Source organism: Empedobacter sedimenti (assembly GCF_030005555.1).
GTDB classification, from domain to species: domain Bacteria; phylum Bacteroidota; class Bacteroidia; order Flavobacteriales; family Weeksellaceae; genus Empedobacter; species Empedobacter sedimenti.
This window is the reverse complement of record NZ_JASCQG010000021.1, coordinates 1-26,210: the sequence shown is the minus strand read 5'-3', so window position 1 is coordinate 26,210 and position 26,210 is coordinate 1. Positions and strand designations below refer to the sequence as shown.

The 26,210-nt window shown below is 32.3% G+C and carries 22 protein-coding genes; 17 read left to right on the top strand and 5 right to left on the bottom strand.

The window, feature by feature from the left end:
- Positions 1–72: 72 nt before the first annotated feature.
- The 3 genes from QHG34_RS15065 to QHG34_RS15055 are packed head-to-tail and all read right to left on the bottom strand — an operon-like array spanning position 73 to position 3,600.
- On the bottom strand, positions 73–1,860 hold the full coding sequence (locus QHG34_RS15065; RefSeq protein ID WP_282631060.1) for a hypothetical protein: 1,788 nt from the start codon (positions 1,858–1,860) through the stop codon (positions 73–75).
- The gene (locus QHG34_RS15060; RefSeq protein WP_282631059.1) at positions 1,853–2,668 is read right to left on the bottom strand and encodes a DUF4280 domain-containing protein; all 816 of its coding nucleotides are present in this window, start codon (positions 2,666–2,668) and stop codon (positions 1,853–1,855) included. Before QHG34_RS15060 ends, QHG34_RS15065 begins: the two co-directional genes overlap by 8 nt.
- Positions 2,665–3,600 carry a hypothetical protein gene (locus QHG34_RS15055; protein ID WP_282631057.1) on the bottom strand — a complete coding sequence of 312 codons (936 nt, stop codon included), beginning with the start codon at positions 3,598–3,600 and terminating at the stop codon, positions 2,665–2,667. Before QHG34_RS15055 ends, QHG34_RS15060 begins: the two co-directional genes overlap by 4 nt.
- Before the next feature lie 154 nt (positions 3,601–3,754).
- Here QHG34_RS15055 and QHG34_RS15050 point away from each other — a divergent pair, with 154 nt between their 5' ends.
- From QHG34_RS15050 to QHG34_RS15040, 3 genes are all read left to right on the top strand, one after another.
- Positions 3,755–4,789 (top strand): alpha/beta hydrolase, encoded by a 1,035-nt coding sequence (locus tag QHG34_RS15050; protein WP_282631056.1) that lies wholly within the window; start codon positions 3,755–3,757, stop codon positions 4,787–4,789.
- A gap of 21 nt (positions 4,790–4,810) precedes the next feature.
- Positions 4,811–5,872: a DUF2891 domain-containing protein gene (locus tag QHG34_RS15045; protein WP_282631055.1), complete on the top strand. Its 1,062-nt coding sequence runs from the start codon at positions 4,811–4,813 to the stop codon at positions 5,870–5,872.
- 84 nt (positions 5,873–5,956) lie between these two features.
- The gene (locus tag QHG34_RS15040; protein ID WP_282631054.1) at positions 5,957–6,253 is read left to right on the top strand and encodes a hypothetical protein; all 297 of its coding nucleotides are present in this window, start codon (positions 5,957–5,959) and stop codon (positions 6,251–6,253) included.
- Positions 6,254–6,314: 61 nt separating this feature from the next.
- Here the strand turns inward: QHG34_RS15040 and dusB are convergent, their stop codons facing one another.
- Positions 6,315–7,310: a tRNA dihydrouridine synthase DusB gene (dusB, locus tag QHG34_RS15035; protein WP_282631052.1), complete on the bottom strand. Its 996-nt coding sequence runs from the start codon at positions 7,308–7,310 to the stop codon at positions 6,315–6,317.
- Between the two features lie 32 nt (positions 7,311–7,342).
- Here dusB and QHG34_RS15030 point away from each other — a divergent pair, with 32 nt between their 5' ends.
- The 8 genes from QHG34_RS15030 to atpG all read left to right on the top strand — a co-directional run bounded on the left by QHG34_RS15030 (position 7,343) and on the right by atpG (position 13,107).
- Positions 7,343–7,558, top strand: coding sequence for an AtpZ/AtpI family protein (locus tag QHG34_RS15030; protein ID WP_282631051.1), 216 nt, complete (start codon positions 7,343–7,345; stop codon positions 7,556–7,558).
- Positions 7,559–7,563: 5 nt separating this feature from the next.
- Positions 7,564–7,944 carry a hypothetical protein gene (locus QHG34_RS15025; RefSeq protein ID WP_282631050.1) on the top strand — a complete coding sequence of 127 codons (381 nt, stop codon included), beginning with the start codon at positions 7,564–7,566 and terminating at the stop codon, positions 7,942–7,944.
- Positions 7,945–8,022: 78 nt separating this feature from the next.
- Positions 8,023–9,156 (top strand): F0F1 ATP synthase subunit A, encoded by a 1,134-nt coding sequence (gene atpB / locus QHG34_RS15020; protein ID WP_282631049.1) that lies wholly within the window; start codon positions 8,023–8,025, stop codon positions 9,154–9,156.
- A gap of 55 nt (positions 9,157–9,211) precedes the next feature.
- The gene (atpE, locus tag QHG34_RS15015) at positions 9,212–9,421 is read left to right on the top strand and encodes an ATP synthase F0 subunit C (RefSeq protein WP_013598300.1); all 210 of its coding nucleotides are present in this window, start codon (positions 9,212–9,214) and stop codon (positions 9,419–9,421) included.
- A 97-nt stretch (positions 9,422–9,518) separates the two neighbouring features.
- Complete coding sequence (locus QHG34_RS15010; RefSeq protein ID WP_038335122.1) at positions 9,519–10,013, top strand: F0F1 ATP synthase subunit B; 495 nt, start codon at positions 9,519–9,521, stop codon at positions 10,011–10,013.
- A gap of 2 nt (positions 10,014–10,015) precedes the next feature.
- Entirely contained in the window at positions 10,016–10,576 is a 561-nt protein-coding gene (gene atpH / locus QHG34_RS15005) for an ATP synthase F1 subunit delta (protein WP_282631048.1), read from the top strand.
- Positions 10,577–10,587: 11 nt separating this feature from the next.
- Positions 10,588–12,162, top strand: a complete 1,575-nt coding sequence (atpA, locus tag QHG34_RS15000) for a F0F1 ATP synthase subunit alpha (protein ID WP_282631047.1) — start codon at positions 10,588–10,590, stop codon at positions 12,160–12,162.
- A gap of 72 nt (positions 12,163–12,234) precedes the next feature.
- The gene (gene atpG, locus QHG34_RS14995; RefSeq protein WP_282631046.1) at positions 12,235–13,107 is read left to right on the top strand and encodes an ATP synthase F1 subunit gamma; all 873 of its coding nucleotides are present in this window, start codon (positions 12,235–12,237) and stop codon (positions 13,105–13,107) included.
- Positions 13,108–13,556: 449 nt separating this feature from the next.
- Here the strand turns inward: atpG and glyA are convergent, their stop codons facing one another.
- Positions 13,557–14,831 (bottom strand): serine hydroxymethyltransferase, encoded by a 1,275-nt coding sequence (gene glyA / locus QHG34_RS14990; RefSeq protein WP_282631045.1) that lies wholly within the window; start codon positions 14,829–14,831, stop codon positions 13,557–13,559.
- A 563-nt stretch (positions 14,832–15,394) separates the two neighbouring features.
- Between glyA and QHG34_RS14985 the strand changes: the two genes are divergently transcribed.
- The 6 genes from QHG34_RS14985 (at position 15,395) to QHG34_RS14960 (ending at position 25,239) form a co-directional block, all read left to right on the top strand.
- Entirely contained in the window at positions 15,395–16,453 is a 1,059-nt protein-coding gene (locus tag QHG34_RS14985) for an anhydro-N-acetylmuramic acid kinase (RefSeq protein ID WP_282631044.1), read from the top strand.
- 106 nt (positions 16,454–16,559) lie between these two features.
- On the top strand, positions 16,560–17,720 hold the full coding sequence (nhaA, locus tag QHG34_RS14980) for a Na+/H+ antiporter NhaA (protein WP_282631043.1): 1,161 nt from the start codon (positions 16,560–16,562) through the stop codon (positions 17,718–17,720).
- Positions 17,721–17,822: 102 nt separating this feature from the next.
- Positions 17,823–19,043, top strand: coding sequence for a bifunctional folylpolyglutamate synthase/dihydrofolate synthase (locus QHG34_RS14975; RefSeq protein ID WP_282631042.1), 1,221 nt, complete (start codon positions 17,823–17,825; stop codon positions 19,041–19,043).
- Between the two features lie 167 nt (positions 19,044–19,210).
- The gene (locus QHG34_RS14970; protein WP_282631040.1) at positions 19,211–19,678 is read left to right on the top strand and encodes a hypothetical protein; all 468 of its coding nucleotides are present in this window, start codon (positions 19,211–19,213) and stop codon (positions 19,676–19,678) included.
- A gap of 142 nt (positions 19,679–19,820) precedes the next feature.
- The gene (locus QHG34_RS14965) at positions 19,821–20,720 is read left to right on the top strand and encodes a hypothetical protein (protein ID WP_282631039.1); all 900 of its coding nucleotides are present in this window, start codon (positions 19,821–19,823) and stop codon (positions 20,718–20,720) included.
- A gap of 49 nt (positions 20,721–20,769) precedes the next feature.
- Positions 20,770–25,239, top strand: a complete 4,470-nt coding sequence (locus QHG34_RS14960; protein ID WP_282631038.1) for an L-type lectin family protein — start codon at positions 20,770–20,772, stop codon at positions 25,237–25,239.
- The last annotated feature ends 971 nt before the right edge of the window (positions 25,240–26,210 follow it).

The following is a 26,210-nucleotide window of genomic DNA, read 5'->3' as shown; positions in this document are numbered from 1 at the left end:
AAATATGGTAAGGTCAAAAATCCTAATGATTTTCCTACATTTCAAATTAATCAAAATAATAATACAATAATATTAAATAAAAACTATACTTTTAAATGTTCCTAACAAGGGGAAGATTACAATATCTTCAGGTTTTTTTAATTTTGTAAACCATTTATATAATTGAAAATATTTTTTCACATAATCTAATTGTTCTATTTCATTCATTAGCGCTAATTTTCTTTTTGTTAGTTTTAATGAAAATTCCTTATTTAAATCTTTTATGGCTACTGGGGTGAATTGTATCAAACCTACAGCTCCTGTAAAATTTTCATCTAATTGTAATATTTCATCTTTAGTTAATCCCCTATAATCTTTTTTAGCTTTTCCATCTTTTCTATATTCTCCTGTTGGTTTTAACTCTATTTTTGATGCTGAAAAAGTACTAGATGTTTCTACATAAATTACAGCCATTAATCCATTAGCCATTTCAATTTTTCGACTTTCGCCCCATAATTCTGCACATATTTCCACCACTTTCTTCCTAAACTCACAAGAAACTTTATTACCCCAAATCAAATCATACTGCTTACATACACAAGTAGTATTTTCTTCCTTCTTCTTATCCTGCTTCCCTATAGTAGAAACAGCAATTGTTTGTTCTGGTGGAGTGATTTTTGCGTTTAAACTAACTTCTATAATTGCTGATTTGGTAACTTGAGTTAACAGCTCTACTTCTGCAAAAACTTCTTGATAATTACCTGTCCAATATTCTCCTTTATCAGGATTTTTAGGATCATTGCCTAATTCTCCAATTTTTCTAAATTCATCAGTTAATGTAACCTTTACTTCTTGATAAGTATTGGTAGAAAATATATGTTCACCTTTGTATAATAAATCATTTTCTCCGAAGTCATCATCTTCCCAAATTTTAAGTGTATATTTCTTTTTATCAAGATTATTCCCTTTAATTTGTACATAAATTGTATCTTCAAACGTCGCTTTGGTTATTGGTGTTTTTTTTGCGTTAAGTAATTTAACAGAACTTACATCTCCTTTTTTATCAGGTTGATTGTTCTTTGAATTGGAATTCGATGAACCTTTTGCTGAATCAGGTTTTGGTTTCTGTGTTTTATTGTTATCAGGATTTTTTACATCTACATTAACTTGGCTCGCACCTTTTATATCTCCCAAATAACTCGCCGTTACATAATATTCGTGATTAGCACCTTCTGTTTTGTCTCCTGCCATCAGATATCTATTGGCAATCTTCTGTAAAAGTTTAGGGTCGCTTGATAAGGGAATTTTTGCTTCTGCAATTCCTTTTCGGTTAACAGTTGCTTTAAAAATAAATTTAGAGTCTGTATTATTCTTGTTTACCGTTGCATCATGTCCTTTTCCTTTAGCATCATCTTCCCATAACTGAAATTCAATTTCTTTATCAACCATACCAATACAATAAGCTCTTGCCACTAATGTATCTGTATAGCTTGCTTTGTTGACATCCTTAGCACCTTTATTAAAAAGAATAACTTTCTCTATTTTAGTTTCTGTACTTGTAGTCGGAAAGATATGGAATTCAGCTATTTTCTCAAATTTATAATCAGTACTCAGTAATTTCTTTGTAGCTCTATTAACTACTAAAATATACTCTTTGTTAATTGCTTTTTCTGAAAATGAATAAGGTACTTCAGAGCCAATTTTACCACCGTCTTTGGTAATATCAACTATTTTTCCATTTTTTAATTTTACGTAAATGTGCCAGATATACGTAGATACTTCGTTAGTAATTGTCAAATTAACATCTAACATATCAGTTATAAAATAGTTGTATTCTTTGCCTATTGTAGGATTTTGTTCTCCGCCGATTGAATTATTCATAATCAAATAAATTATCTCCGTTAATTTCTTCTTTCAACTCATCAAAATCTACAACAGGATTGTAGACTTGTTGTTCTTGTGTATTGGCATTGTTTACATTAGTTTTACCAATTTCAGATTGCTGTCCATGTTTCAGAATTGTGATCTTTCCGCCTGCAGAGCACAACAATTCAGAGATTTCGGTTAAACAACTTTTATCCAAAACTTTTACTTTTTCATACGTTTTTTGCCATTTTCCAGATGGAGCGTAAACGCAAGGTAAATATCCACCTGAAGTCGGACGAAGCTTACAATTTCCGAAAGGCATAGTAGGAGGTTCAAAAGTCAAATCATCTTCTGTTACAGCAAGATAATCTGCTTGAGCTTCAGCAGCATTCCAATAATGTTTTTGATGAGAGGTTACTTTAAATTTTGGAAATTTGAATCCTTTATCACATTGACACATTCCTTTTTGAATGATAAAATGTTTGCCTTCATGTTCAGAATCACCAGAATCATTATTCTTCTCTTCTGCTTGATTTTCTTCCTCGTTTTCCTCTTGATTATTTGCAGAAGAGTCATTTGTTGTATCAGATTCAATTTCATTCATTGTATCTGTACCTTCGTCGATTTCTTCCGTTTCTTCAATTAAAAATTCTGGATCATCAGGAATCAAAATTTCTTTTCCAACAATCAATTCGCCTCGAACAATATCTTCTTCAGGACAATGTAGATTATGGAAAAGTCTCAAATGTTCGTTGCTTTTAATTTCATAATTTTGAATGAGTGAAGCGAATGTTTCTCCTGATTGTACGGTATGTTTTTTCATAGAGAATTGGGTTTAGGTATAATTTTTAGGTTGTGTTGAATATTCTGTGAATTAATATTGGCAGAAATCTCAAGGATTTTTTTAGTATGTTTTTCAGTTTTATATGCAATGGCTAACTCTTTATTTTCATCAGATTTTCCTTTAATTATTGTGTTCAAAAGGATTCTATCATCATGAAAATATTCTGCAGTTAGTTCGAAATTATTTTCTTCAATAAATAATTTTTCTGTCCAAGAAGCAGTTTTGTAAAACCATTCTAGTTTTGGGAATAATAGCTGAAAAAGTGGTGTATTCTTGATTTGATTCAGAAAATAAGTTTCATTTTTTAAACTGATTTCAAAAGTGTCTAAATAGTTTTTCGCAATTTCACCAGTATGATATTCTTCAATATTGTTTCTATTATCTTGAAAATTTTTGACAATACTTTTATGGTCTACGAACGAAATAATTTCTCCTTCACTAGAAATTTTCACAGAAAATGGAGAAATACTTTTAGTACAAGCCAAAGCTAACAAGCTGATTTTATCATCAGGAGCTTCATCATTTTTCTTGAAATCATAAAGTTGAACCGATATATGGTTTTCTTCGTTGAATTTTAACTCAACCGAATAGCTTATTGTAAATTCCTCTTGACTATAAAAATTAAATGTTTCTTCTACAATATAGGTTGAGTCATAAAATTGTGGATTAAAATTTTTGAAAGGTCTTTCAGAATACTTTTCCTTTAATAATTCTTGATTAGAAAGCTGATAAAAAGGAATGTAGATGAAATTATAGTAAGATAAATCGTCAAAATAAATTCGTTCTTCTTGAGAACAAAGTCTATTATGAAAGGTTTTTAAATCAATAGAATTTACTCCAACTCGTTTAGCAACAAGAGTTAACGTATCTTCTTTTTGAATTTTATATCGCAAAAATTCAGTGGTATTCATAGGTGGTAGGTTGTAATAGATTGATTATAAATATATAAATTAAATTAGAAGTTGATGTTAAATTAAATGTTTAAAAGTATTCTATAAAGAAAGTCTGTCCAAAATCATTTATGTAGAATAATTCTAAATAACTATTTTTAGAAAAATTTTATACATGAAAAAATTACTGCTTTTATTTTGTTTGATTTTCTCACAAATCGGTTTTTCGCAAGAAAAGTTATCAATCGCTGATATTCAAAAAATAAATTCTAAAATCTTAAATACTGAACGAGAAATTTGGGTGAATCTTCCCGAATCGTATCACAATTCTAAACTTCAAAAAGTAAATTATCCTGTGATTTATGTGTTAGATGCCGAATCTAATTTTACATTTTTAGCTGGTGTTGTTTCCAAGTTTCAATCGGGTTTTTATCCAGAAGTGCCTGAATCAATCATTGTCGGAATTACGAATAAAAATGGTGATAGAACAAAAGATTTTACGCATATAAATGATGTTAATTTTCTCAATTTTATTCAAACTGAATTGTTTTCTTTTATGCAGAAAAATTTTCGTGTGAATGATTTTCGTTTGTTAATTGGACATTCTTTGGGCGGATATTTTGCGTTGAAAACCTTGTACAATCATCCCAAAACTTTCAATGGTTATGTTGCGCATGATCCGAGTATTTGGTTTAACGATAAAGAATTATTGAATCTGTATCAAAATCTAGAAAATCATCATTTCGAGAATCGATTCTTGATGATTACACAAGTTGGTGAAAGTCAAAATTCAGATCATTTACGCGATCATTATCAAAGTATAAAAAAGGTGGACGAACGTTTGAAGTCATCAAAGAATAAATCGTTGAATTATCATTACAAACAATATGTAGATGAAGAACATGGTTCGGTTCCGATGATTGGCTCGATTGATTATTTGCGTTGGCAGTTTGACGGTTATCGTGTGAATATTAAAGAGATTCCGAATCAACCAAATTCGATGAAAGATTCGTTTGAAATGATCTCAAAAAAATTAAATTATGCATTTCAACCAACTGAAACGTATATCAACAATGTTGCAAATTATTTGGTTAAACAAAAGAAAAATGATTTAGCAAAACAGTTTTTTGAACAAAACGTGAAAAATTTTCCTGAAAGTTCACAAGCGAAAGAAGAATTGAAAAAATTCTTGGACTCGAGTAAAAATTAGTAATTTGGTAAAAACATTTTGATGAAAAAATTACTCTATTTAACAATTTTATTGACGACGACTGCTTTTGCGCAAGAATTACAGTTAGATCAAGCTAAAAAAATATTTGAATTACCAACACACTGTATCAAGGTCGAATATCCAAATAAATTGCAACAAGCCTTGGGTAGTGATGCAGATTTGAAGCCACCTCGCAAGTTAAGACCAATTTTTTATGGTTGTTACGATTGGCATTCGTCTGTACATGGATTTTGGTCGATTGTGAAATTGATGAAAGATTTTCCTGAATTGGATCAAAATAAATTGGTTAGAAATGATTTAAATCAGATGATTACGCCAGAAAATGTTGCAGTTGAAATGGCTTTTTTCAATGATAAGAATAACAAGAATTTTGAGCGTACCTATGGTTGGGCTTGGCTGTTACAACTACAAATGGAGTTGAACAATTGGCAAGATAAAGATGCACAAGTTTGGGCAAAAAATCTGAAACCTTTGACTGATTTAATCATTACAAAATATAAAGAATATTTACCAAAATTAGTTTATCCAATTCGTACAGGTACGCATGATAACACAGCCTTTGGTTTGAGTTTGGCGATAGATTACGCACGTTCTGTGAATGATAAAGCTTTCGAAAATGTAATTATTACTAATGCAAATCGTCTTTACCAACAAGATAAAGGTTGCAATATTGGTTTCGAGCCAAGTGGATCAGATTTTCTTTCGGCTTGTTTGGAAGAAGCTTTGTTGATGTCTAAAATTCATCCACATGATGAATATAAAAAATGGTTGAAATCATTTTTACCACAATTATTTGATAAGAAACACGAACTAAAACCTGGTATTGTTTCAGATCGTACGGATGGACAATTGGTGCATTTGGATGGTTTAAATTTTAGTCGAGCAACAGCTCTATATCAAATTGCTGCAAAATTACCAGAGTTGAAATATTTGAATGATTGGGCAAATCATCATTTTAATTATTCGTTCAATAATATCTCAAACGATGATTATATGGGTAGTCATTGGTTGGGAACTTTTGCACTTTACGCCTTGAAAACTAAACACGAAACTAAAAATTAGCCAATAATAGGGATTTTATAACCATAGAATTGAATTTAAATTTGTTTCAAACAAAATGATTAAGAAACATTAAAAGATAATTCTATGAAAAAATATTTTTATGTAGTCATTGCCATTTTAGGCGTTGCTGCTTTTGGGTATAGTCAATATTCTAAAGGAAAATTAGAAGATCAACTAGCCAAAACAGGTAAATGCGTAGAGGGAGTTGTGGTAGAAACTGGTGGAACTTTAAAGCGCCCGAGTGCTACAATACAATATCCTGTAAATGATGAAGTTTATACGGTTACTTTGCGATCGAGAGCGGATGTGGATGAAATTGTCAGAATAAAATATGATACGTTAAATCCAGAAGAAGTGTTGATTGTAGATAATTGTAATTAATTATATAGTCTCAAAGTTTGTAAAAAAAAATCCATCAGATTTTCTGATGGATTTTTTGATTTTATATTTCTTCTAATGTTGGAATAAAATCTTGTTCAATTTCTGTGAAAGTTAGTAACAAATCTTCTAAAGAATCCTGCGTTACTAACTTTGTACGATAAGGTTTGAAATTTGGAATTCCTTTGAAATAATTGGTATAGTGCATACGTGTTTCCATGATTCCGGTACGTTCACCTTTCCATTCAATCGCCCAATTTAAGTGATTTTTTGCAGCTTCCATTCTTTCAAAAATTGTAGGTTCTGCTAACAACTCACCCGTTTCACGATAATGTTTGATTTGCTCGAAAATCCAAGGGTAACCAATTGCAGCGCGACCAATCATAATTCCATCAACACCATATTTTTCTTTGTATTCCACTGCTTTTTGAGGTGAATCAATATCTCCATTTCCAAAAATAGGGATCTCAATATTAGGATTAGCTTTTACACGTGCAATATGTGACCAATCCGAATGACCTTTATACATCTGCGCTCGTGTACGTCCGTGTATAGCTAGAGCTTTGATACCTGTATCTTGTAATCGTTGTGCTACTTCATCAATATTAATAGAATCATGATCCCAACCCAAACGAGTTTTCACCGTTACAGGTAAATGTGTACTATCAACAACAGATTTTGTCAATTTCACCATCAAATCTATATCTTTCAAAACTCCTGCTCCAGCACCTTTACAAACTACTTTTTTGACAGGACAACCAAAGTTGATGTCTACAATATCTGGCTGAACAGTTTCGACAATTTTAGCTGACATTGCCATCGCTTCTTCGTCTCCACCAAAAATCTGAATACCAATTGGACGTTCGTAATCAAAAATATCTAACTTTTGACGACTTTTTATTGCATCACGAATCAAACCTTCTGAAGAGATAAACTCTGTATACATCAAGTCTGCGCCGTGCATTTTACATAAACGACGGAAGGGAGGGTCGCTCACATCTTCCATAGGTGCAAGCAATAAAGGGAAGTCTGGTAACTCTATGTTTCCTATCTTTACCACGAGAAAATTTTTTGCAAAATTACGTAAAACTTATGAAAGAAGAACGAAAGACCGAAGGTGTAAATCAATATTTAAAGTTTTCTGGTATGGGAATGCAGATGGCAATTACGATTGCTTTATTTACATGGTTAGGAACTTTTTTGGATAAAAAATTTGAAACTGATAAGCCTTTATGGACAGCTGGCTTATCTTTGCTGGGTGTTTTTGCAGGATTATATCTGATGTTGAAACAATTACCAAAAAAATAATTTTAATGATTAAGAAATTTATTCTTTTAGCAGTCGTATTTATCTTAATGATTTCCGTTTTTTGTGGAATTCATTACGCAATTGTTGCGCATTATAATTTGAGCGAAAATCCGCTTATTGTACCAAAAATGTATTTAATAATTGGTTTAATTACCTTATTTATTTTTCAGGCTGGATGTTTTGTGAAGATAAAGTTTCCTGAATACGTTGGTTTTGCCTTTATGGGAGGGATGATTGCGAAGATGGCAGTTGTATTGGCATTGGTTGTTGTGAATGAACAAATTAAATCAAATGTTGTGCAATTATTTATAAGTTATTTTGTAATTTTGCTAGCCGAAGTTTTAGTCTTTATTCGCTTAATTAATTTAAAGTTAAAAAAAGTTTAATGATTTTTAGCATTTGACTTTGGTAAGTGGTTAATTTACTATAATTTTGCACGCAATTTAGAAACAAAGGAATTATACATGAAATTTTCAGCGTTATTAGCGTTTTTATTACTTTTCAATTTCGGATTCGCCTCTACAGCGGTTCCGCACGAAGGTCTTCCAAAAACGTTTGAGGAGTTAATTAAAAGTGAGCAAGTAAAAAGTCAAGAGGAAGCTGCTAAAGTGAAATCTGGCGAATCTACATTTAACCCAGTGCCAGGTATCATGCACCACATTGCAGATGCGCACGATTGGCATTTATGGGGAGAAGGAGAAAAAAGTGTAGGAGTTGCATTACCTGTTATTTTATGGGATAATGGTTTACAGGTTTTTATGTCTTCTAAATTTCACCACAACGAAGCGGTTGTTGAGAGTAACGGAAACTACTACATCAACTACCACGAAAAAATCTACAAAACAGATGCGCAAGGTACAATCAAACCTCACGTAGACGAAAAAGGAGCTATTCATTTAGAAAATGAAAAACCATTAGATTTTTCTATTACGAAAAACGTAACATCAATGTTAATCTCTTTCGTGATTTTAATCTTAGTTTTCTCTGCAGTTGCATCTAACTACAAAAAAGGAAATATGGTACCAAAAGGTATCGCAGGATTCATCGAACCAATTATTGTTTTTGTTCGTGATGAAGTAGCGATTCCAAATATTGGTGAGAAAAAATACGCGAAATTTATGCCTTATTTATTAACGTTATTTTTCTTCATTTGGATCAACAATTTATTAGGATTGTTACCAGGTGCAGCAAACGTTACAGGTAATATCGCAGTTACATTTGTATTAGCATTAATCGCATTAATCGTAATTAATTTTTCAGGAAACAAAGGTTACTGGGGACATATGTTATGGATGCCAGGTGTACCGGTTCCAGTAAAATTAATCTTAGCTCCAATTGAGTTAATCGGGATTATTACAAAACCTTTCGCCTTAATGATTCGTTTATTTGCGAACATTACAGCAGGTCACATCATCATTATGTCGTTAATTTCGTTAATCTTTATTTTCCAAACAGAAGCTATGGCAGGTGGATCTATTCCATTAGCGTTATTTATCTACTGTTTAGAGTTATTAGTAGCGGCATTACAAGCGTTCGTATTCACAATGTTAGTTTCATTATTTATCGGAACAGCAGTAGCAGAACACGATCATCATTAAGAATAGAATATAAAAAAACAATAAAATAATTTTTTAATAATTAAATACAATTATCATGACAGGAAGTATTGCAGCAATCGGAGCTGGTTTAGCAGTTTTAGGAGTTGGTCTAGGTATCGGTAAAATCGGTGGATCAGCTATGGAAGGAATCGCTAGACAACCAGAAGCGGCTTCAAAAATTCAAACAGCTATGATTATCGCAGCAGCCTTAATCGAGGGTGCAGGTTTATTTGGTATCGTAGTTGCGTTATTAGGTAACGGATAATATTTGAATTAGAAATTAGCTTCAATAACGGTTGGTTGTTGAAGCTAATTCATTAAAAAATTAATTAGTAAAAAATAAAATTTAATACATACACACAATGGATTTAATTACACCTTCAGTTGGTCTTATTTTTTGGACTGCGGTAGTATTTATCATCTTATTAGTATTGTTAAGATCATTAGCTTGGAAACCAATTTTATCTGCAGTTAAAGAAAGAGAACAATCTATCGAGGATGCATTAAACGCAGCTAAAAAAGCGAAAGAAGAGATGGCTTTATTAAACGCTCAAAACGAGAAAATCATGAAAGAAGCTCGTGCTGAACGTGATGCTATCTTGAAAGAAGCGCGTGAAATGAAAGAAAATATCATCAACGAGGCGAAAAATTCTGCAACTGTAGAAGCAAACAAATTAATTGAAAACGCTAAGTCAGCTATCCAAAATGAAAAAGCATCGGCAATGGCTGATATTAAAAATCAAGTTGGACAGTTGTCAATTGAAATTGCTGAAAAAATCTTAACTAAAGAATTGTCAGACAAATCTGCACAAGAAGCTTTAGTAAATGATGTTATTGATCAAGTTAAATTCAATTAATCATGGCAGGATTCAGAGCAGCACATAGATATGCTAAAGGTTTGATGGAGTTTGCGAATGAAGCAAACCAAACAGACGTAGTGTATGCTGAAATGAATGATGTTCGCAAAGTCATTAAAGAGAATGATGATTTAAGAGTTTTCTTAAATTCTCCGGTGATTGATGCAAAGAAAAAAGAAGCTGTTTTGAGTGAGATTTTTAAATCTTTATCAAAAACTTCTCAAACATTCATTTCATTAGTCGTAAGACATGGTAGAGAAAATATTTTGTCTAAAATTGCAGATCAGTTTATTTCATTATACGATTTAGCAAATAATATTGTTACAGCAGAAATTACTTCGGCAGTACAATTAGATCAAAATACAATTGATAATATTGTAGCAAAAGCAAAACAAACTTTAGCTGCAAATAGTCAAGTAAAAGTAGAGAACAAAGTAGATGCATCTTTAATTGGTGGTTTCGTTTTAAAAATCGGAAACAACCAAGTAGATTCATCAATCAAAACAAAGTTAGCTACATTAAAAAAAGATTTTTCGAAAAACGAATACATTCCTAAATTTTAAATATTTCAGAAATGCCAGAAATAAATCCAGCTGAAGTTTCAGCTATATTAAAACAACAACTTACAAGCTTTGATTCAGCAGTTGAATTAGCAGAAGTAGGAACCGTTCTAACTGTTGGGGATGGTATTGCTCGTGTTTACGGGTTAGACAATGCTCAATACGGAGAATTAGTAGAATTCTCAAACGGGTTAGAAGGAATGGTACAAAACCTTGAAGAAGACAACGTAGGTATTGTACTTTTCGGACCTTCAAAAGGTATTAAAGAAGGTGACACAGTAAAACGTACAAACAAAATTGCATCTATTAACGTAGGTGAAGGAATGTTAGGACGTGTTGTAGATATGTTAGGAAATCCTATCGATGGTAAAGGACCAATCGAAGGACAATTATATGAAATGCCTATCGAGCGTAAAGCTCCTGGGGTTATCTACCGTCAACCAGTAAACGAACCATTACAAACAGGTATCGTTTCTATTGACTCGATGATTCCAATTGGACGTGGACAACGTGAGTTAATCATTGGTGACCGTCAAACAGGTAAAACGTCTGTTGCTTTAGATGCAATCTTAAATCAAAAAGAGTTTTACGATAGAGGTGAAACAGTTTTCTGTATTTATGTTGCAGTAGGACAAAAAGGTTCTACAGTAGCAGGAATCATGAAAACATTACAAGACCACGGTGCAGATAAATATACAGTAGTAGTAGCTGCTAATGCATCTGATCCAGCTCCAATGCAAGTATATGCTCCAATGGCAGGTGCTGCAATCGGTGAGTTTTTCCGTGACTCTGGTCGTCCGGCGTTAATTGTTTATGATGATTTATCTAAACAAGCCGTTGCATACCGTGAGGTGTCTTTATTATTACGTCGCCCACCAGGACGTGAAGCATATCCTGGAGACGTTTTCTACTTACACTCTCGTTTATTAGAGCGTGCTGCAAAAGTAATCAAAGATGATGCAATTGCATCTCAAATGAATGATTTACCAGAATCTATGAAAAGTATCGTAAAAGGTGGTGGTTCTTTAACTGCTTTACCAATTATCGAAACTCAAGCTGGTGACGTTTCTGCATATATCCCAACTAACGTAATTTCGATTACAGATGGACAGATTTTCTTAGAGTCTGATTTATTCAACTCTGGTGTACGTCCAGCGATTAACGTAGGTATCTCTGTATCTCGTGTTGGTGGTTCTGCACAAACAAAACCAATGAAAAAAGTATCTGGTACATTAAAATTAGACCAAGCACAATATCGTGAGTTAGAAGCTTTCGCTAAATTTGGTTCTGATTTAGATGCAGCTACAATGAACGTAATTGGTAAAGGTGAGCGTAACGTTGAGTTATTGAAACAAGGTGTTAACTCTCCAATTCCAGTAGAAGAGCAAGTAGCAGTTATTTATGCGGGTACTAACGGTATGTTGAAAAACGTTCCAGTTAACCAAGTGAAAGAGTGGCAAGCTGATTTTGTTGAGTTAATGCGCAACAAATATGCAGACACTTTAACATCTATCCGTTTAGGTAAATGGACTGATGAAATTATGGATGTATTGAAGAAAGTTATTACAGAAACTACTTCTAAGTACTAAGAAATATATAAATGAAGCTTAAAGGTTTTTGGATCTTTAAGTTTCTTTTAATCCTTCATCTCAAATAGAATTATGCCAAATTTAAAAGATATACGTAACCGAATTACTTCTGTAGGTTCTACAATGCAGATCACAAGTGCTATGAAATTAGTATCTGCTGCAAAACTAAAACGTGCTACAGATTCAATCGTTCAGTTACGTCCTTATGCAGATAAATTACGTGAACTTTTACAAAATGTAAGTTCTACTTTAGAAGCTGAAGTAGGAGGTGCATTAACAGAAGAGCGCGAAGTTAATAAAGTACTTTTAGTCGTTATTAACTCAAATAGAGGTTTATGTGGAGGATACAACTCAAGCATCATCAAAAAAGTAAATGCTTTATTAGCTGAGGAATTAGCTGGTAAACAAGTAGAGCTTTTAACTATTGGTAAAAAAGCAAACGATACTTTTAGTAAAACACAAACTATCTATAAAAATGCATCAAGCATTTGGGATAATGTAAATTTTGCAGATGTAGCTGAAATTGCAGACGATTTAGTTGAGAAATTTACTGCAGGTGACTTTGATCAAATCAGAATTATCTACAATCAATTTCAAAATGCAGCTGTTCAAATTGTACAAGACGAACAATTTTTACCAGTCGTTTTAGAGAAAACTGAAGAAGAAGCAAACAATTCAGCAGAGTTAGATTATATCTTCAACCCTTCGAAAGAAGAGATTTTAAGAGATTTAATCCCTCAAACGTTGAAAACGCAATTATTCAAAGCCGTATTAGATGCTAACGCTTCTGAGCACGGAGCACGTATGACTGCAATGCATAAAGCAACAGACAACGCAAGCGAGTTACAAAAAGGATTGAAAATTCAATACAACAAAGCTCGTCAAGCTGCTATTACAAACGAGATCTTAGAGATCGTTGGTGGTGCAGAAGCATTGAATGCGTAATAACAAAGACTTATCTTATTTTAAATAGAAAAGCAACTTCATCTCGAAGTTGCTTTTTTTATGATGTTTACTTTAGATTATAAACAAATCATAAAATTTTTAATAGATTCTAACAATTATATTTATCATTCAGAATAAAATAATAAAAAGTATTATTTAATAGTCATTCAATAAATATTGATTACAGATATTTCGGCTTCCTTATCTCTTTATTCAGTATAACAATTTATATAATTACTTATCTAATTAGAATTCTTATTCATTCAATCATATTATAAGTTCGAATAAAGTAAATTATTTCCTCAAGACATTTCAATAAAAACGTCAAGTGATTTTAAAGAAAACGTCAATACATTTTGATCAAAATGTATTGACGTTTTAGACTAAACAAAAAGTCCTAAGCAATGCTCAGGACTTTTCTATTGTTATAATCGAAACTAAGTTTCTACTTACTTCATTTGAAATAATGGACGAGAAGACATGAAATCGTTTACACGATCTGCTACAGCATCAATAATAGTTTCGTTATCTATGTTCATTAATACTTCGTCAATCAAGTCAGCAACAGTTTGCATATCTGCCTCAACCAACCCACGAGTTGTTATAGCCGCAGTACCTAAACGAATCCCCGATGTAACGAAAGGAGATTTATCATCAAAAGGAACCATGTTTTTGTTACAAGTGATTTCTGCTAAAACTAAAGCGTTCTCTGCTTGTTTACCAGAGATACCTTTGTTACGTAAGTCGATTAACATACAGTGATTATCTGTACCTCCAGATACAATATCATAATTTTTTGCAACTAATGCAGCAGCCAAAGCCTTCGCATTCTTCACAACTTGTACAATATAGTCCATATAACCGTCAGATAAAGCCTCTTCAAAAGCAACAGCTTTAGACGCGATTACATGCTCCAAAGGTCCACCTTGTGTACCAGGGAATACTGCTCCGTTCAAGATTTGAGACATCATTTTCACTTCTCCTTTAGGTGTTTTTGCTCCCCAAGGGTTCTCAAAATCTTTCCCCATCATAATTACTCCACCACGAGGACCACGTAAAGTCTTGTGAGTTGTCGTAGTTACGATATGACAATGAGGCATAGGATCATTTAAGATTCCGCGAGCAATTAACCCTGCAGGATGCGAGATATCAGCTAACAATAAAGCACCAACTTCATCAGCTACCTCACGAAATTTAGCATAATCTATATCTCTTGAGTAAGCCGAAGCACCACAAATTATCATTTGAGGCTTCTCTTTACGAGCAGTTTCTGCCATAGCTTCGTAGTCAATTCTTCCTGTTTCTTTATCCACTCCATAGAAAGAAGTTTGGTAAGTTAATCCAGAAAAGTTAACAGGAGAACCATGTGTTAAGTGACCTCCATGCGATAAATCGAATCCTAAGATCTTGTCTCCAGGTTTCAAACACGCCAAGTAAACAGCCGCATTCGCCTGAGAACCTGAGTGAGGTTGAACGTTTGCATACTCTGCATTAAACAACGCTTTCAAACGCTCAATTGCAATTGTTTCCACTTCGTCCACAACTTCGCAACCACCATAATAGCGTTTTCCAGGGTAACCTTCTGCATATTTATTTGTTAAAACAGAACCCATTGCGCGCATTACGTTGTCTGAAACAAAGTTTTCTGAAGCGATTAATTCAATTCCGTTTAATTGTCTTTCTTTTTCTTCTTCAATCAAATCGAAGATTACATCTTGTGCCATGTTTTGTTTGTATTTATTATATTTCAAATATAAGCTTTTATCATCAGAATTTCTAACTGATATGTTCGCAATAACCTAAGATTTATCAAAACAATTTTTCTTATCATTTAGGCGTTCCCTTCGGGCGGGCTATCCGTTGCAATCTTTGCTTTGCAACTCCGCTATCGCTTCATTCCTCGCAAAGGATTTCCTCTACTATCCCTAACGCATCTTTAGTTATGAGTAATAAGTAATAAGTTTTGAGTAATAATATTTATACTTTTTTTCAGAATCATACCTTATTAATAATTGAAAACCAATTTACTTATTCAAAGGAATTTCAAATGACCTTTCAATAAATAAGGCGTCAAAAAATGAAGAAATTCGAAGCGATAAAAAGATTTAACCGATAGGTTTTTAAATCTTTTCGCGTAGAATGAATCATTTTCAGCCGATTTATTGAGGTCTTGATTTTTTTGTTTCGTTTTTTCATCAAGGAAAAAATGAAAGATAGTTTCTTAGTTTTTTAAAATTTCTAATTTCTAAACCTATAAACTATCAATTTCTCTCATTAAATTTACAGCATGAAAAACCCTACTTTTTGCATTGGTTTGATGTCTGGAACTTCGTTAGATGGATTGGATATTTGCTATGTTCGTTTTGATGATAACCAGCGTTTCGAAATTTTATATGCTGAAACAATCGATTATTCATCCGATTGGCGAACAAAACTAGCAGAAGCTTTTCAATATTCAGCTATGGATTTATGTCAATTGGATGTAGAGTTTGGTTATTTTCTTGGAGAACAAGTAAAAGAATTTATTCATAAAAATAAGATAGAAAAAGTAGATTTTGTTGCATCTCACGGGCAAACTATTTTTCATCAACCGCAGAAATCATTCACTTTGCAAATAGGAAACGGTGCAGCAATTGCGTCGCGTTGTCAACAAAAAGTGGTGTGTGATTTCAGGACACAAGACGTTATTTTAGGAGGACAGGGAGCACCTTTGGTTCCGATTGGGGACGAATTATTATTTTCTAACTACGATGCGTGTCTAAATCTTGGAGGTTTTTCTAATATTTCGATGAATAGAAATGGAAAACGTATTGCTTTTGATATCTGCCCGATTAATATTGTCTTGAATCATTATGCAAAACAACTCGGTTTTGAATTTGATAAAAATGGAAAATTAGCAGAACAAGGAAATATTAATACTGCATTAGTAGAAGAGTTAAACCTTTTGAACTATTACCATCAACCTTTTCCAAAATCATTAGGTTTTGAATGGGTAACTGATGAGTTTTTAACAATTGTTGATAAGTACGATATTTCTACCGAAGATAAGCTGAGAAGTTGTCTAGAGCATTTTGCATTTCAGGTTCAAAATATCTTTGCTTTATACGATATCAACAATGTGTTGATAACTGGAGGTGGAGTTCGAAATTTGTTTTTTATCAATCGTTTACGAGAATTATCGAATGTTGAAATCATTATTCCAACTGATCATTTAATCGATTTCAAGGAAGCTTTAATTTTTGCTTTTCTTGGCTATCGTCGTGTTAATAACGAAATAAATTGTTTAGCTTCTGTAACTGGAGCTAAAAAAGATCATTCTTCTGGAGTTATTTTCGAAGTTTTATAATAATATCAATTGTATTTCAATAAATCATAAAATTAACCCGATTCTTTAGAGATAATTAGGCGGTTAAAAACGAGTTCATTATTTTTACGATTCTAAAAAAAATATAATGATCGTTTCTAAACTTTTTAACAAATTTTTTCATAGCCAAACCTCAGGAGGAATTTTATTGATTTTCTGTACTGCTTTATCTTTATTATTAGCCAATTCTCCATTTGCAGAATCGTATGATTCTATTTGGCATATAGACATGTTTGGACATTCTTTTGCTCATTGGATTAACGATGGTTTAATGGCTATTTTCTTTTTCTTGATAGGTTTAGAATTAAAAAGAGAAGTCTTTGTCGGTGAATTATCAGATACGAAGAAAGCAATTTTACCTGTATTTGCAGCATTAGGGGGAATGTTAGTTCCAGCATTTATTTTCTTTTTAACAAACAAAGGAACTGATACAATACATGGTTTTGGAATACCAATGGCAACAGATATTGCATTTGCTGTTGCTATTATAACAATGCTAGGGAAACGTGTACCAATGTCTCTTAAAGTATTTTTGACAGCTTTAGCGGTAATAGACGATTTAGGTGCAATTGTCGTGATTGCATTGTTTTATCCAAATCCAGAATTGCCTCTAGATTTTACACAATTCGGAATTGCAATCGCTATTTTGTTAGGTCTTTTCGCTTTGAATAAATTAAAAGTAAAATCGATGATTCCTTATATTATAGGAGGAATTGCCGTTTGGTGGTTTATGCTACATTCGGGTATTCATGCTACAATTGCTGGAGTTTTGGTCGCATTTACAATTCCATTTGATAAGGATGATTCTAAATCACTTTCAGCTAAAATGGAACATGCATTACACCTTCCTGTTGCATTTATTATTTTACCATTATTTGCACTAGCCAATACAGCAATTACGATTGATGGTGGAGGATTAGCGCATTTTAGTATTCCGTTAGCTTCGGGTATTTTCTTAGGATTAGTTATAGGAAAACCAGTCGGAATTACATTATTTACATGGATTGCGGTTAAATTTGGTTTGTGTGAATTGCCTACAGCTGTCAATTTCAAACGAGTTTTTGGTGTCGGAATTTTAGGAGGAATTGGATTTACAATGTCAATATTTGTTTCAATGTTAGCCTTCAAAGACCCAAGCTATATAAATGAAGCAAAACTGATGATTTTAGTCGCTTCACTAACTGCTGCTATCGTTGGGTTTATTGTTTTAAAAATATTATTAACAACAAAACAAGATTATTCAGATTAATTAAATCATTTGAAATAATATAAAATTGAATCGAATTTTTCTTCGGAAGAATTCGATTTTTTTATTTTTAGGCGTTGTATATTCGTATAAATTTTTGAATAAATGAGAACGTATCAAGAAACAATCGATTGGTTGTTTACAAATTTACCAATGTTTCAACGTGTTGGAGCATCAGCACTGAAAGCAGATTTAACTAATATTTCGGCTTTGTGCGAATATTTGGGAAATCCTCAAACTAAATTTAAAACTGTTCATATTGCAGGAACAAATGGTAAAGGAAGTACGTCTCATATGTTAGCTTCTATTTTTCAGGAAGCGGGCTACAAAACAGGTTTAACAACTTCTCCGCATCTCAAAGATTTTCGCGAACGAATTCGTGTAAATGGAGCAATGGCTGATGAAAAATTTGTGATTGACTTTGTGAATAAGAATGAGCAAAAAATCATCGATCAAAAAGCATCTTTTTTCGAAATTGCAATTGCGATGGCTTTTGAATATTTTGCACAGCAAAAAGTAGATATTGCGATTATAGAAACTGGTTTGGGCGGACGATTAGATTCCACGAATATTATTTTACCAGAACTTTCTGTTATTACGAATATAGGTTTAGATCATACACAATTTTTGGGTGACACATTGGATAAAATTGCATTTGAAAAAGCTGGTATCATCAAACCAAATACAGCGGTTGTAATTGGAGAAACAACTGCAGAAACAAAACCAGTTTTTGAACAAGTCGCGAAAGATAGAAATGCTGAAATCATTTTTGTTGAAGAAAAACATTTTCAAGATTTACCTTCAGATTTGAAAGGATCTTATCAAATCAAAAATAAACGTGCCGTTTTAACCGCTATTGAACAATTACAAAAACAAGGTTGGACAATCTCTCCCGAGAATATTACGAATGGCTTATTGAATGTTGTAAAAAATACAAATTTGCGTGGACGTTGGGATATTTTAGGACAGCATCCATTAATTGTAGCTGATACAGCGCATAATCCACATGGTTTAGCTGAAGTTTCGAAGCAAATAAATGAGCAAGCATATAATCAATTACATTTGGTTTTAGGTTTTGTGAATGATAAAGATGTTTTATCAATCTTAAATTTCTTTCCAAAAAAAGCGACCTATTATTTCTGTCAACCAGATGTTCCTCGTAAATATGATATTGATGAATTGTATAAAATCATTCCACAAGATATCAAAGACAAACACTTTTTTGATACAGTTGATAAAGCTTTGAATGCTGCAAAATCGAATGCTTCTACAAATGATATGATATATATAGGTGGTAGTACATTCGTTGTAGCTGAAATTGTTTAGAGTTATTCTAAAAGAAAGAGTGATTATTTATATACCTTATTGATTTTTATAAGCTTAAACAAGTCGGTTTTCTTATAGTATTTATTGTTTTTTTGTTAAAATATAGATTTTGAGTCGTTTAATAGATTAATATCAATATTTTTGTATTGGTTTAGTTTATTATATTTATGAAAAAAGTTATACTTAGTATTACTTTAGCGTTGACATATTCTGTTGTGAACGCTCAAGTAGGGATTGGTACTAATGATCCAAAAGCGACCTTAGATGTTAAGGCGATTAATCCGGTAGGGAGTTCAACAAATGCAGAAGGAATCATCATTCCAAGGGTAAACAGAGAACGTGCTCAATCTATGGTTGGTGTAGAGAAATCTACTATGATTTTTGTGAATGAGGTTGTTTCTGGTACTCAAACAGGGACGGCTGTTAATATTGATTCTGAAGGATTTTACTATTTTGATGGTCTTGTTTGGATTAAATTACCAGACGCTCCTCAAACTTTGAAAGAAACATATTGGAAAGCACAAGCGCCATCTACTTCTCCTAAAACTGAAAAAGCAGCTTCAAATAATGGTACTGCAATAGATTTAGTTGATGTTGATATTTATCAAAAAGGTAAAGTAGGAAATTGGTTATGATAGTGGAAATTCAATTGATTTTGAAGCTAATCCTGCTCAGAAACAATTAGAAGTAGGAGGGGATTTTAGAGCTTTTTACACACACAAAGATATTTCGGGTATTTCGGATCGATTTTTAGGAATCGAAACAAACAGTTCATTAATGCCAGATGGTTGGGGTGAAAACGGAAATATTATTTATTCTGCGAAGTACAAGGATATTTCGAAATTAATGAAGTTTGATGAGGAGTTTGAAGGTAATGCTTTTTTGCAAGATAATTATTCTTTAGGATTAACAAGTCGTAAAGGTGCAAATGCAAATTTTGAAATGAATGCTCTTAATATAGGTAACAATGGATTTCAGTTTGAGTATGCTAAAGGATTTAATGGAGTTTCTGATCCGACTAATATATTTAGAGAATATGTATTGATGAATCTGAATACAGATATGTTTACATTATCAAAAAATTTTAAAGGGGATAATGGTTTTGGATACAATTTTTTATTTAATAAATTTTACATAGGAGGATTTGGAACTAATCATTATACATTCCCTACTTCAAAACCCTTAATTGATCCTAATAAAACGATTAACAACGGAATTAATATTGTAACTGATAATTCTTTAGAAAATACAAAGGATAATCAAATATTGATTTATAAAAAAGATAAATTAGGATTAGAATGGACGGATTTTTCATCTACTCCAAAGTTTTTCTATATGCCTTCTGTTGTTTTGCCAACTGTAGCAACTGATGCAAGAATATTAGATACGTCTAATTTATCTTACAATTACGATTCAGCTACATCTACTTATAGTGTAAAAATTTATGATTTATTCAATACTCAATTTAATTCACCAATAGCAGCAAGTTCTACAACTTCTAAGTTAACAGAATTTGTATTAACAGCTGATAAATATGACTATTTTGTAACATTTGCAGACTCTTCTGTGTTTACAGATATCAAAGTAAGTGCTTTAGGTGAATTGACATATAAAGTAAATACAAGTGCGATAATAAGAACGGGTTCTTTTATGAATATAGTATTGAAAGTTAAGTAATGAATAGCTTAAGAATAGCAATGTTGTTTAACTTGAAAAATAGTATATCATGAGTTTAAATAAATTAAAATTTTTACTTTCTGCTCAATTTTTTATTCTATGTGTAGCATTGTCTGCACAATTTATTATTGACGAAAGTTTTAAAAATTCAAGTGTAGGTTCTAACGTTATTACTGGTGATAATGCCTTACTAACATCTGGTAAAGGTGACGCAGTTGGTGATGGATGGTTACGTTTGACTGCAAATACAGGGAATCAAAAAGGATTTGCCTATATTAATGAGACCTTTCCTTCGGAACAAGGTGTAACGATAGAGTTTGACTATAAAACGTGGGGAGGAAGTGGTGCAGATGGATTTACAGTTTTCTTATTTGATGGAAATTATGGTCCAACTGGAGCAAACATTTTTAAGACAGGTGCTTTTGGTGGTGCTTTAGGATATTCAAAAAGTAATTCAGGAGCAGGTATGACCGGAGGTTATATAGGTATTGGATTTGATGAATATGGAAACTATGCATCAACTGCCGAAGGTAAAAATGGTGGAGCTGGAGCTAGTTTGTACAAAAACTATGTATCGATCAGAGGAATAGCGCCAGATTATAAATATCTGTTTGGTAAAGCTTATAGTAGCGGAATAGCGTATACAAAATCTGGTTCTACACGTCCTACGGATGCTAATTTTTATAGAAGAGTAAAAATTGAAATCACTCCAGAAAATGGTAGTTATAGAATTAAAACTTTTCTTAAAAGCAGTATAACAGGAGCCTTTGTTGAACATTTTTCTACTGTTTCTGCAGAAAAACCGTATAAAACATTGAAAGTTGGGTTCGCCGGTTCTACTGGTGGAAGTACAAATTATCACGAAATTAGAAATGTTACGGTAAAAACACCAGGAGGAATTAGTGTAAAAAAATCTGCAAACAAAACGCATTTGGCAGAAGCTAGCACACCAAATCCTGATGCAAATAGAATTACTTATACGATAGAGGTTAGTAACTTTCAAAGTGCAACAGTTTCGGATATAGAGTTTATAGATATTATTCAGGATGCAAATGGTATTCAGTTAAATACAAATCAGTTTGTTGTAGAATCTATTCAGCTTTCTGGTTTTGTGAATAATACAACTTCATTATTACAAAATGTAAACAATAAAATTTCAGGTATTCTTGGTTTAGAAAAATTTACTGAAGGTACAGTTACAGTTGTCGGACGATATGTAGGAGCTATTAATGGAAATAGAATAAAAAATAGTGTCTCGGTGAATTCGGTTCTTTTCGAAGATGATAATCTGGAGAATAATAAAACATTTGTACTAACGGATATTCTTAAAGCAAACGATGATATTTTTAGATGGGGTTCTGCAGGAATGTATTTAGGTACAAATGATAAATTGGACGGTTTAAATACAGTATTAATTTTTGATGGAACAAGCAAAAACTCTTCAATATCTACTATAGGTACATGGCCTACAGGTATAACGCTAGATACAAAAACAGGAAAAGTAAACGTAACAGCGGGTACTACAATGCCAACTACACCTTTGCAATACCAAATTTGTAATCTAACTGGGACTTGTTCTATTGCGAAAGTAATTTTTTATGATAAAGAAAATGATTTATCAATAACAAGTAGTGTAGATAATCAATGTGGATACAACGGGGAAACAAATAATTATACGTTAACAATCAAGAATAATTCTCCTTTTCCTATTGTAACATCTGCAAGTGATAAGGTAAATGTGAAATTTAATGTTAATAATTATCTTGCTTATGATAAACTTGAAACTTTCAATGCTCAGCTAGGAGATAATAGCAAATGGAATATGGATGAAAGTTACAATGCCAATATTTCAAACGATTATACTTTTACATTAAAAGATAACACAACGATACCTGCGAATGGAGAGATTACTTTGCAATTCGCAAAAAATTGGAATACAGATATTTTTAATGCAGGTGAAAGAGATATAAACTCACTTAATATCTCTCTAAATTATTTAAACGCATCTAACACAAATATTGATGGAGATTTATCGAATAATACGAATTTTGTTTCTGTTTTTTGGAGTAAAACCATTAAAGTTCCTTCTGTGTCAACACAAAAAGTTAATCAACATGATAAAATAACAGTTGGTGAAATGGCTGGTTTAGGACCTAATACAAATGGTTATAAATTTTATTTAGAAGATGAAGTAACAGAGATTCCGTCCAATTATTTAGTTCCTACAGCAACAAGTCAATCTTTTTCATTTATGTATAAAAGTGCTTGTGATAATAATCAAATGTTAGTTAAAGTAGATGTAGGTTTTCCAGATCCAGGAAAAATTACTCTAACAAGTGGATCAGAAGTTAACGAAAAAATTGTTTGTTATGGAGGAGAAATCGCAGTATTAGAACTTCAAAAAGCAACTTCATCTCAAACAACTCGTTTTATCTATACTTGGGAAATCAGCTTTGATGATGGTGTTACATGGAACAAAAGTGCAGATGTAACGAATGATGATGGAAATGTTGAGGTTGCAGGGCAACAGTCAATTACATTAACTAACATAACACGTAAAACGAAAGTAAGACGTGTTGCTAAAATGAATAAGATTTTAGGTGGAAGTGATAATGTTTCGGCAACATCAAACGAAGTGACGATTAATGTTCAGGAAGAAAATCAAATTATTTTACCTGGAGGAGTTAATTCGTTTGCAATAAAAGAGGGAGATGTATTTACGTTTCCTACAATTTCAGGGAAACTGCCATCAACAATTAAAATATTTGATTCTCAAGGAACAGTTGTTGGAAGTTCAGTTTCCGGACTTCAGAAAGGTGATTATACATTTACAGTAGAGGCGACAACTACTTCTGCTGCAGCTAAAGAAGGTTGTGTTAGTTATGCAACAATCCGATTAATCGTTTACGATTTAAATGACTGTAATACTGTAACCAAAAAAGTATTTGCAACAAAAGCTGTGAGTTGGACTTCTGGAGCAAGTGGTGTAGCAAATAAAGATAATGCGGTAAATGGTAACAGAGCAGATTATGCAACGATTACAGGTGGAGTTGTAATTTTAGGAATCGGAACTGTTGGTATCGATTTATACTTCACAAAACCTAATGGAACGCTATATACTCCTGCTGAATTAAAAGGTAAAAAAGTTACTGTGAAATTAGGAGAACAATACTCAGGCGTAAAATTAGCTGGTGCTGTAACAATTGTAGGTCGTAAGACGGATAATGGAGTTACTGCGGGTAATGTAGGTTTACTTAATGCTTCAAATGTTGGAGATTATACTCCTGTAAAAGGAGGATTATTAGATTTGTTAAAAGGAGATAACGTATTCCACTTCTCTTTTGCACCATCTAGCAAAGGAGTTCCTATTGAGTATAACGGAATCCGTATTCAATTAGGCTCGCTATTAGGTGTTGCAGATTTAGCAACAGTTTTCCATGCTTATATAGAAGAGGAAGAAAATATTAATGCGCCAGGTTATACACCACAAGGTGATATTGTTGTAAATCCTCCAGCTTCGCTTTTATATCCTACAGAACAAAGAGATGTAGACGGAGATAAATTACTTGGCATTAGTAATACAAACATTAAACTAAATAGTTTTGTGCATGATGTTACGTGGGGAAATCGTTCAGAGGTTTTAAATGTAGCAAGTGGATTAGCATCTGTTGTTCATCCTTATTATTCTGTTGATGATAATTACGATAGTTATACATTATTTAATGCTACAGCCGGAGTTTTAAATAAACAATTTCTTCGTACACATCTAAGACAACCAGCTCGCCCAGGAGATCAAGTTCAAATTACCTTAGCTTATCCTAATATAAACGTGCTTAACCTTAGTTTGTTACAATTAGGAAACTTCAAAATCGTCTATTATTTAGGAGATACTAAAGTAGGAGAAGAGAAAATGGAGAAATTTAGAATGCTTGATATAGGTTTATTTAATTTTAAAGATAAACGAAGAGCAGTTATCTCAAAACCAATTACAATTCCATTTGATAGTTTTGAGATTGAACAATTTAATACAGTAAATGTAAATTTAGGAGATGGACTTCATGTGCACGATATTCGCATCGCTCCAATGATGTTATTTGAAGGGCAAGAAGATCCAAAAGAAGTTGCGACAATTTGTGCAGCAGATTTATTAGCAATCCAAAGTCCAGATTATTGTACAGATTATGAAATATCATTTGCTAAAATTTTAGAATTTGGTGAACCATACCTTAAAGAAGACGGAACCGAGTTAGTAGATAAAGAAGGAAACCCTATCAAAACAATCACTAAAGTAGAAGATATTCCTAATTCTAAACTAAGATTTAGCCATCTTAACTCTGGTCTGAAATATTATCATATAGATAGATTATATCCAGAGTTCGAAAACGAAGGACTTATTTTGATAAAAGTTCAAACCAAGCGTCAAGGGCTAGATTACGGTAATCCACAATATTTAAGAGTAAAACTTAATAATTGTAACGAAGCGATAGTAAATCCAGTAATTAAATTTGGCGCAAACTAATCTAACGCTTAAAACTATTTTTAGAGTGATCATATTATATGGTCACTCTTTTTATTTCGTAGCATTCAATTGCATAGATTAAAGATTTATATTTTTATTTATAAATAGATTCTACTCCGTAGAATTTTCCCGAGTTGTTAACTCAAAAGTATCCGCTGTTGCTTTGCTAGAAACAGCAAACCATCACCGTCTAATCATTCCTCGCAGTAAAACTGATGTAATTTAAGAAAATTGTCCCCTCGAGGGGACTACAGGGGTGTTCACAAGTTCTAAGTATTAAGTTTTAATTTAAAAAATTCTTCATTCACCCATATCTGCTGAACTTGTTTCGGTATCACAACTTAAGAATATACATAAAATGTCATTGCAGAAAAGTCGAGAGTCAAATCGGCGTAATGAGCGTTAAAAATGATTTACTGTTCGCATTTTATATGCGAATGATCTAAATTATTTAGCGAACAGCCGTTTTTGACCGACTTGTAAGCATAGACTTGATTTTTTTTGTTTCGTTTTTTCATCAAGGAAAAAATGAAAGTAAATTACTAAATGTCTCCATTTTTTCATATAAAATACTCTTCCATTAATAATGTTATAAAAAACTTTCAAAAATATTTCCCAACGTACCAGTAACTTAAGGAAATAATGTAAAATAAATGTAAAGTAAGTTTGGAAAAACGAATAATGCAGCCGTATATTTGCAATCCCAATACGAAAGACGAGTAGTATTGAAGTTGACATAAGGACTTAAAAATGCTGACAAAATTATTTAAAAATAAATTTGCGAGTTTATAAATAAGTTTTACCTTTGCAAACCAATTCCGAGAGGAATTAGGGAGTGAAGTTAAAATTGACTTATTAAAATAAAACTTTCAAATTTTTCAAAATAAAATTTGGTAGTTAAAAAATAAGTTTTACCTTTGCAACCGCTTACAGAAACAGAGAAACGCAGTAAGTTTGAAACTGAGAAGTTC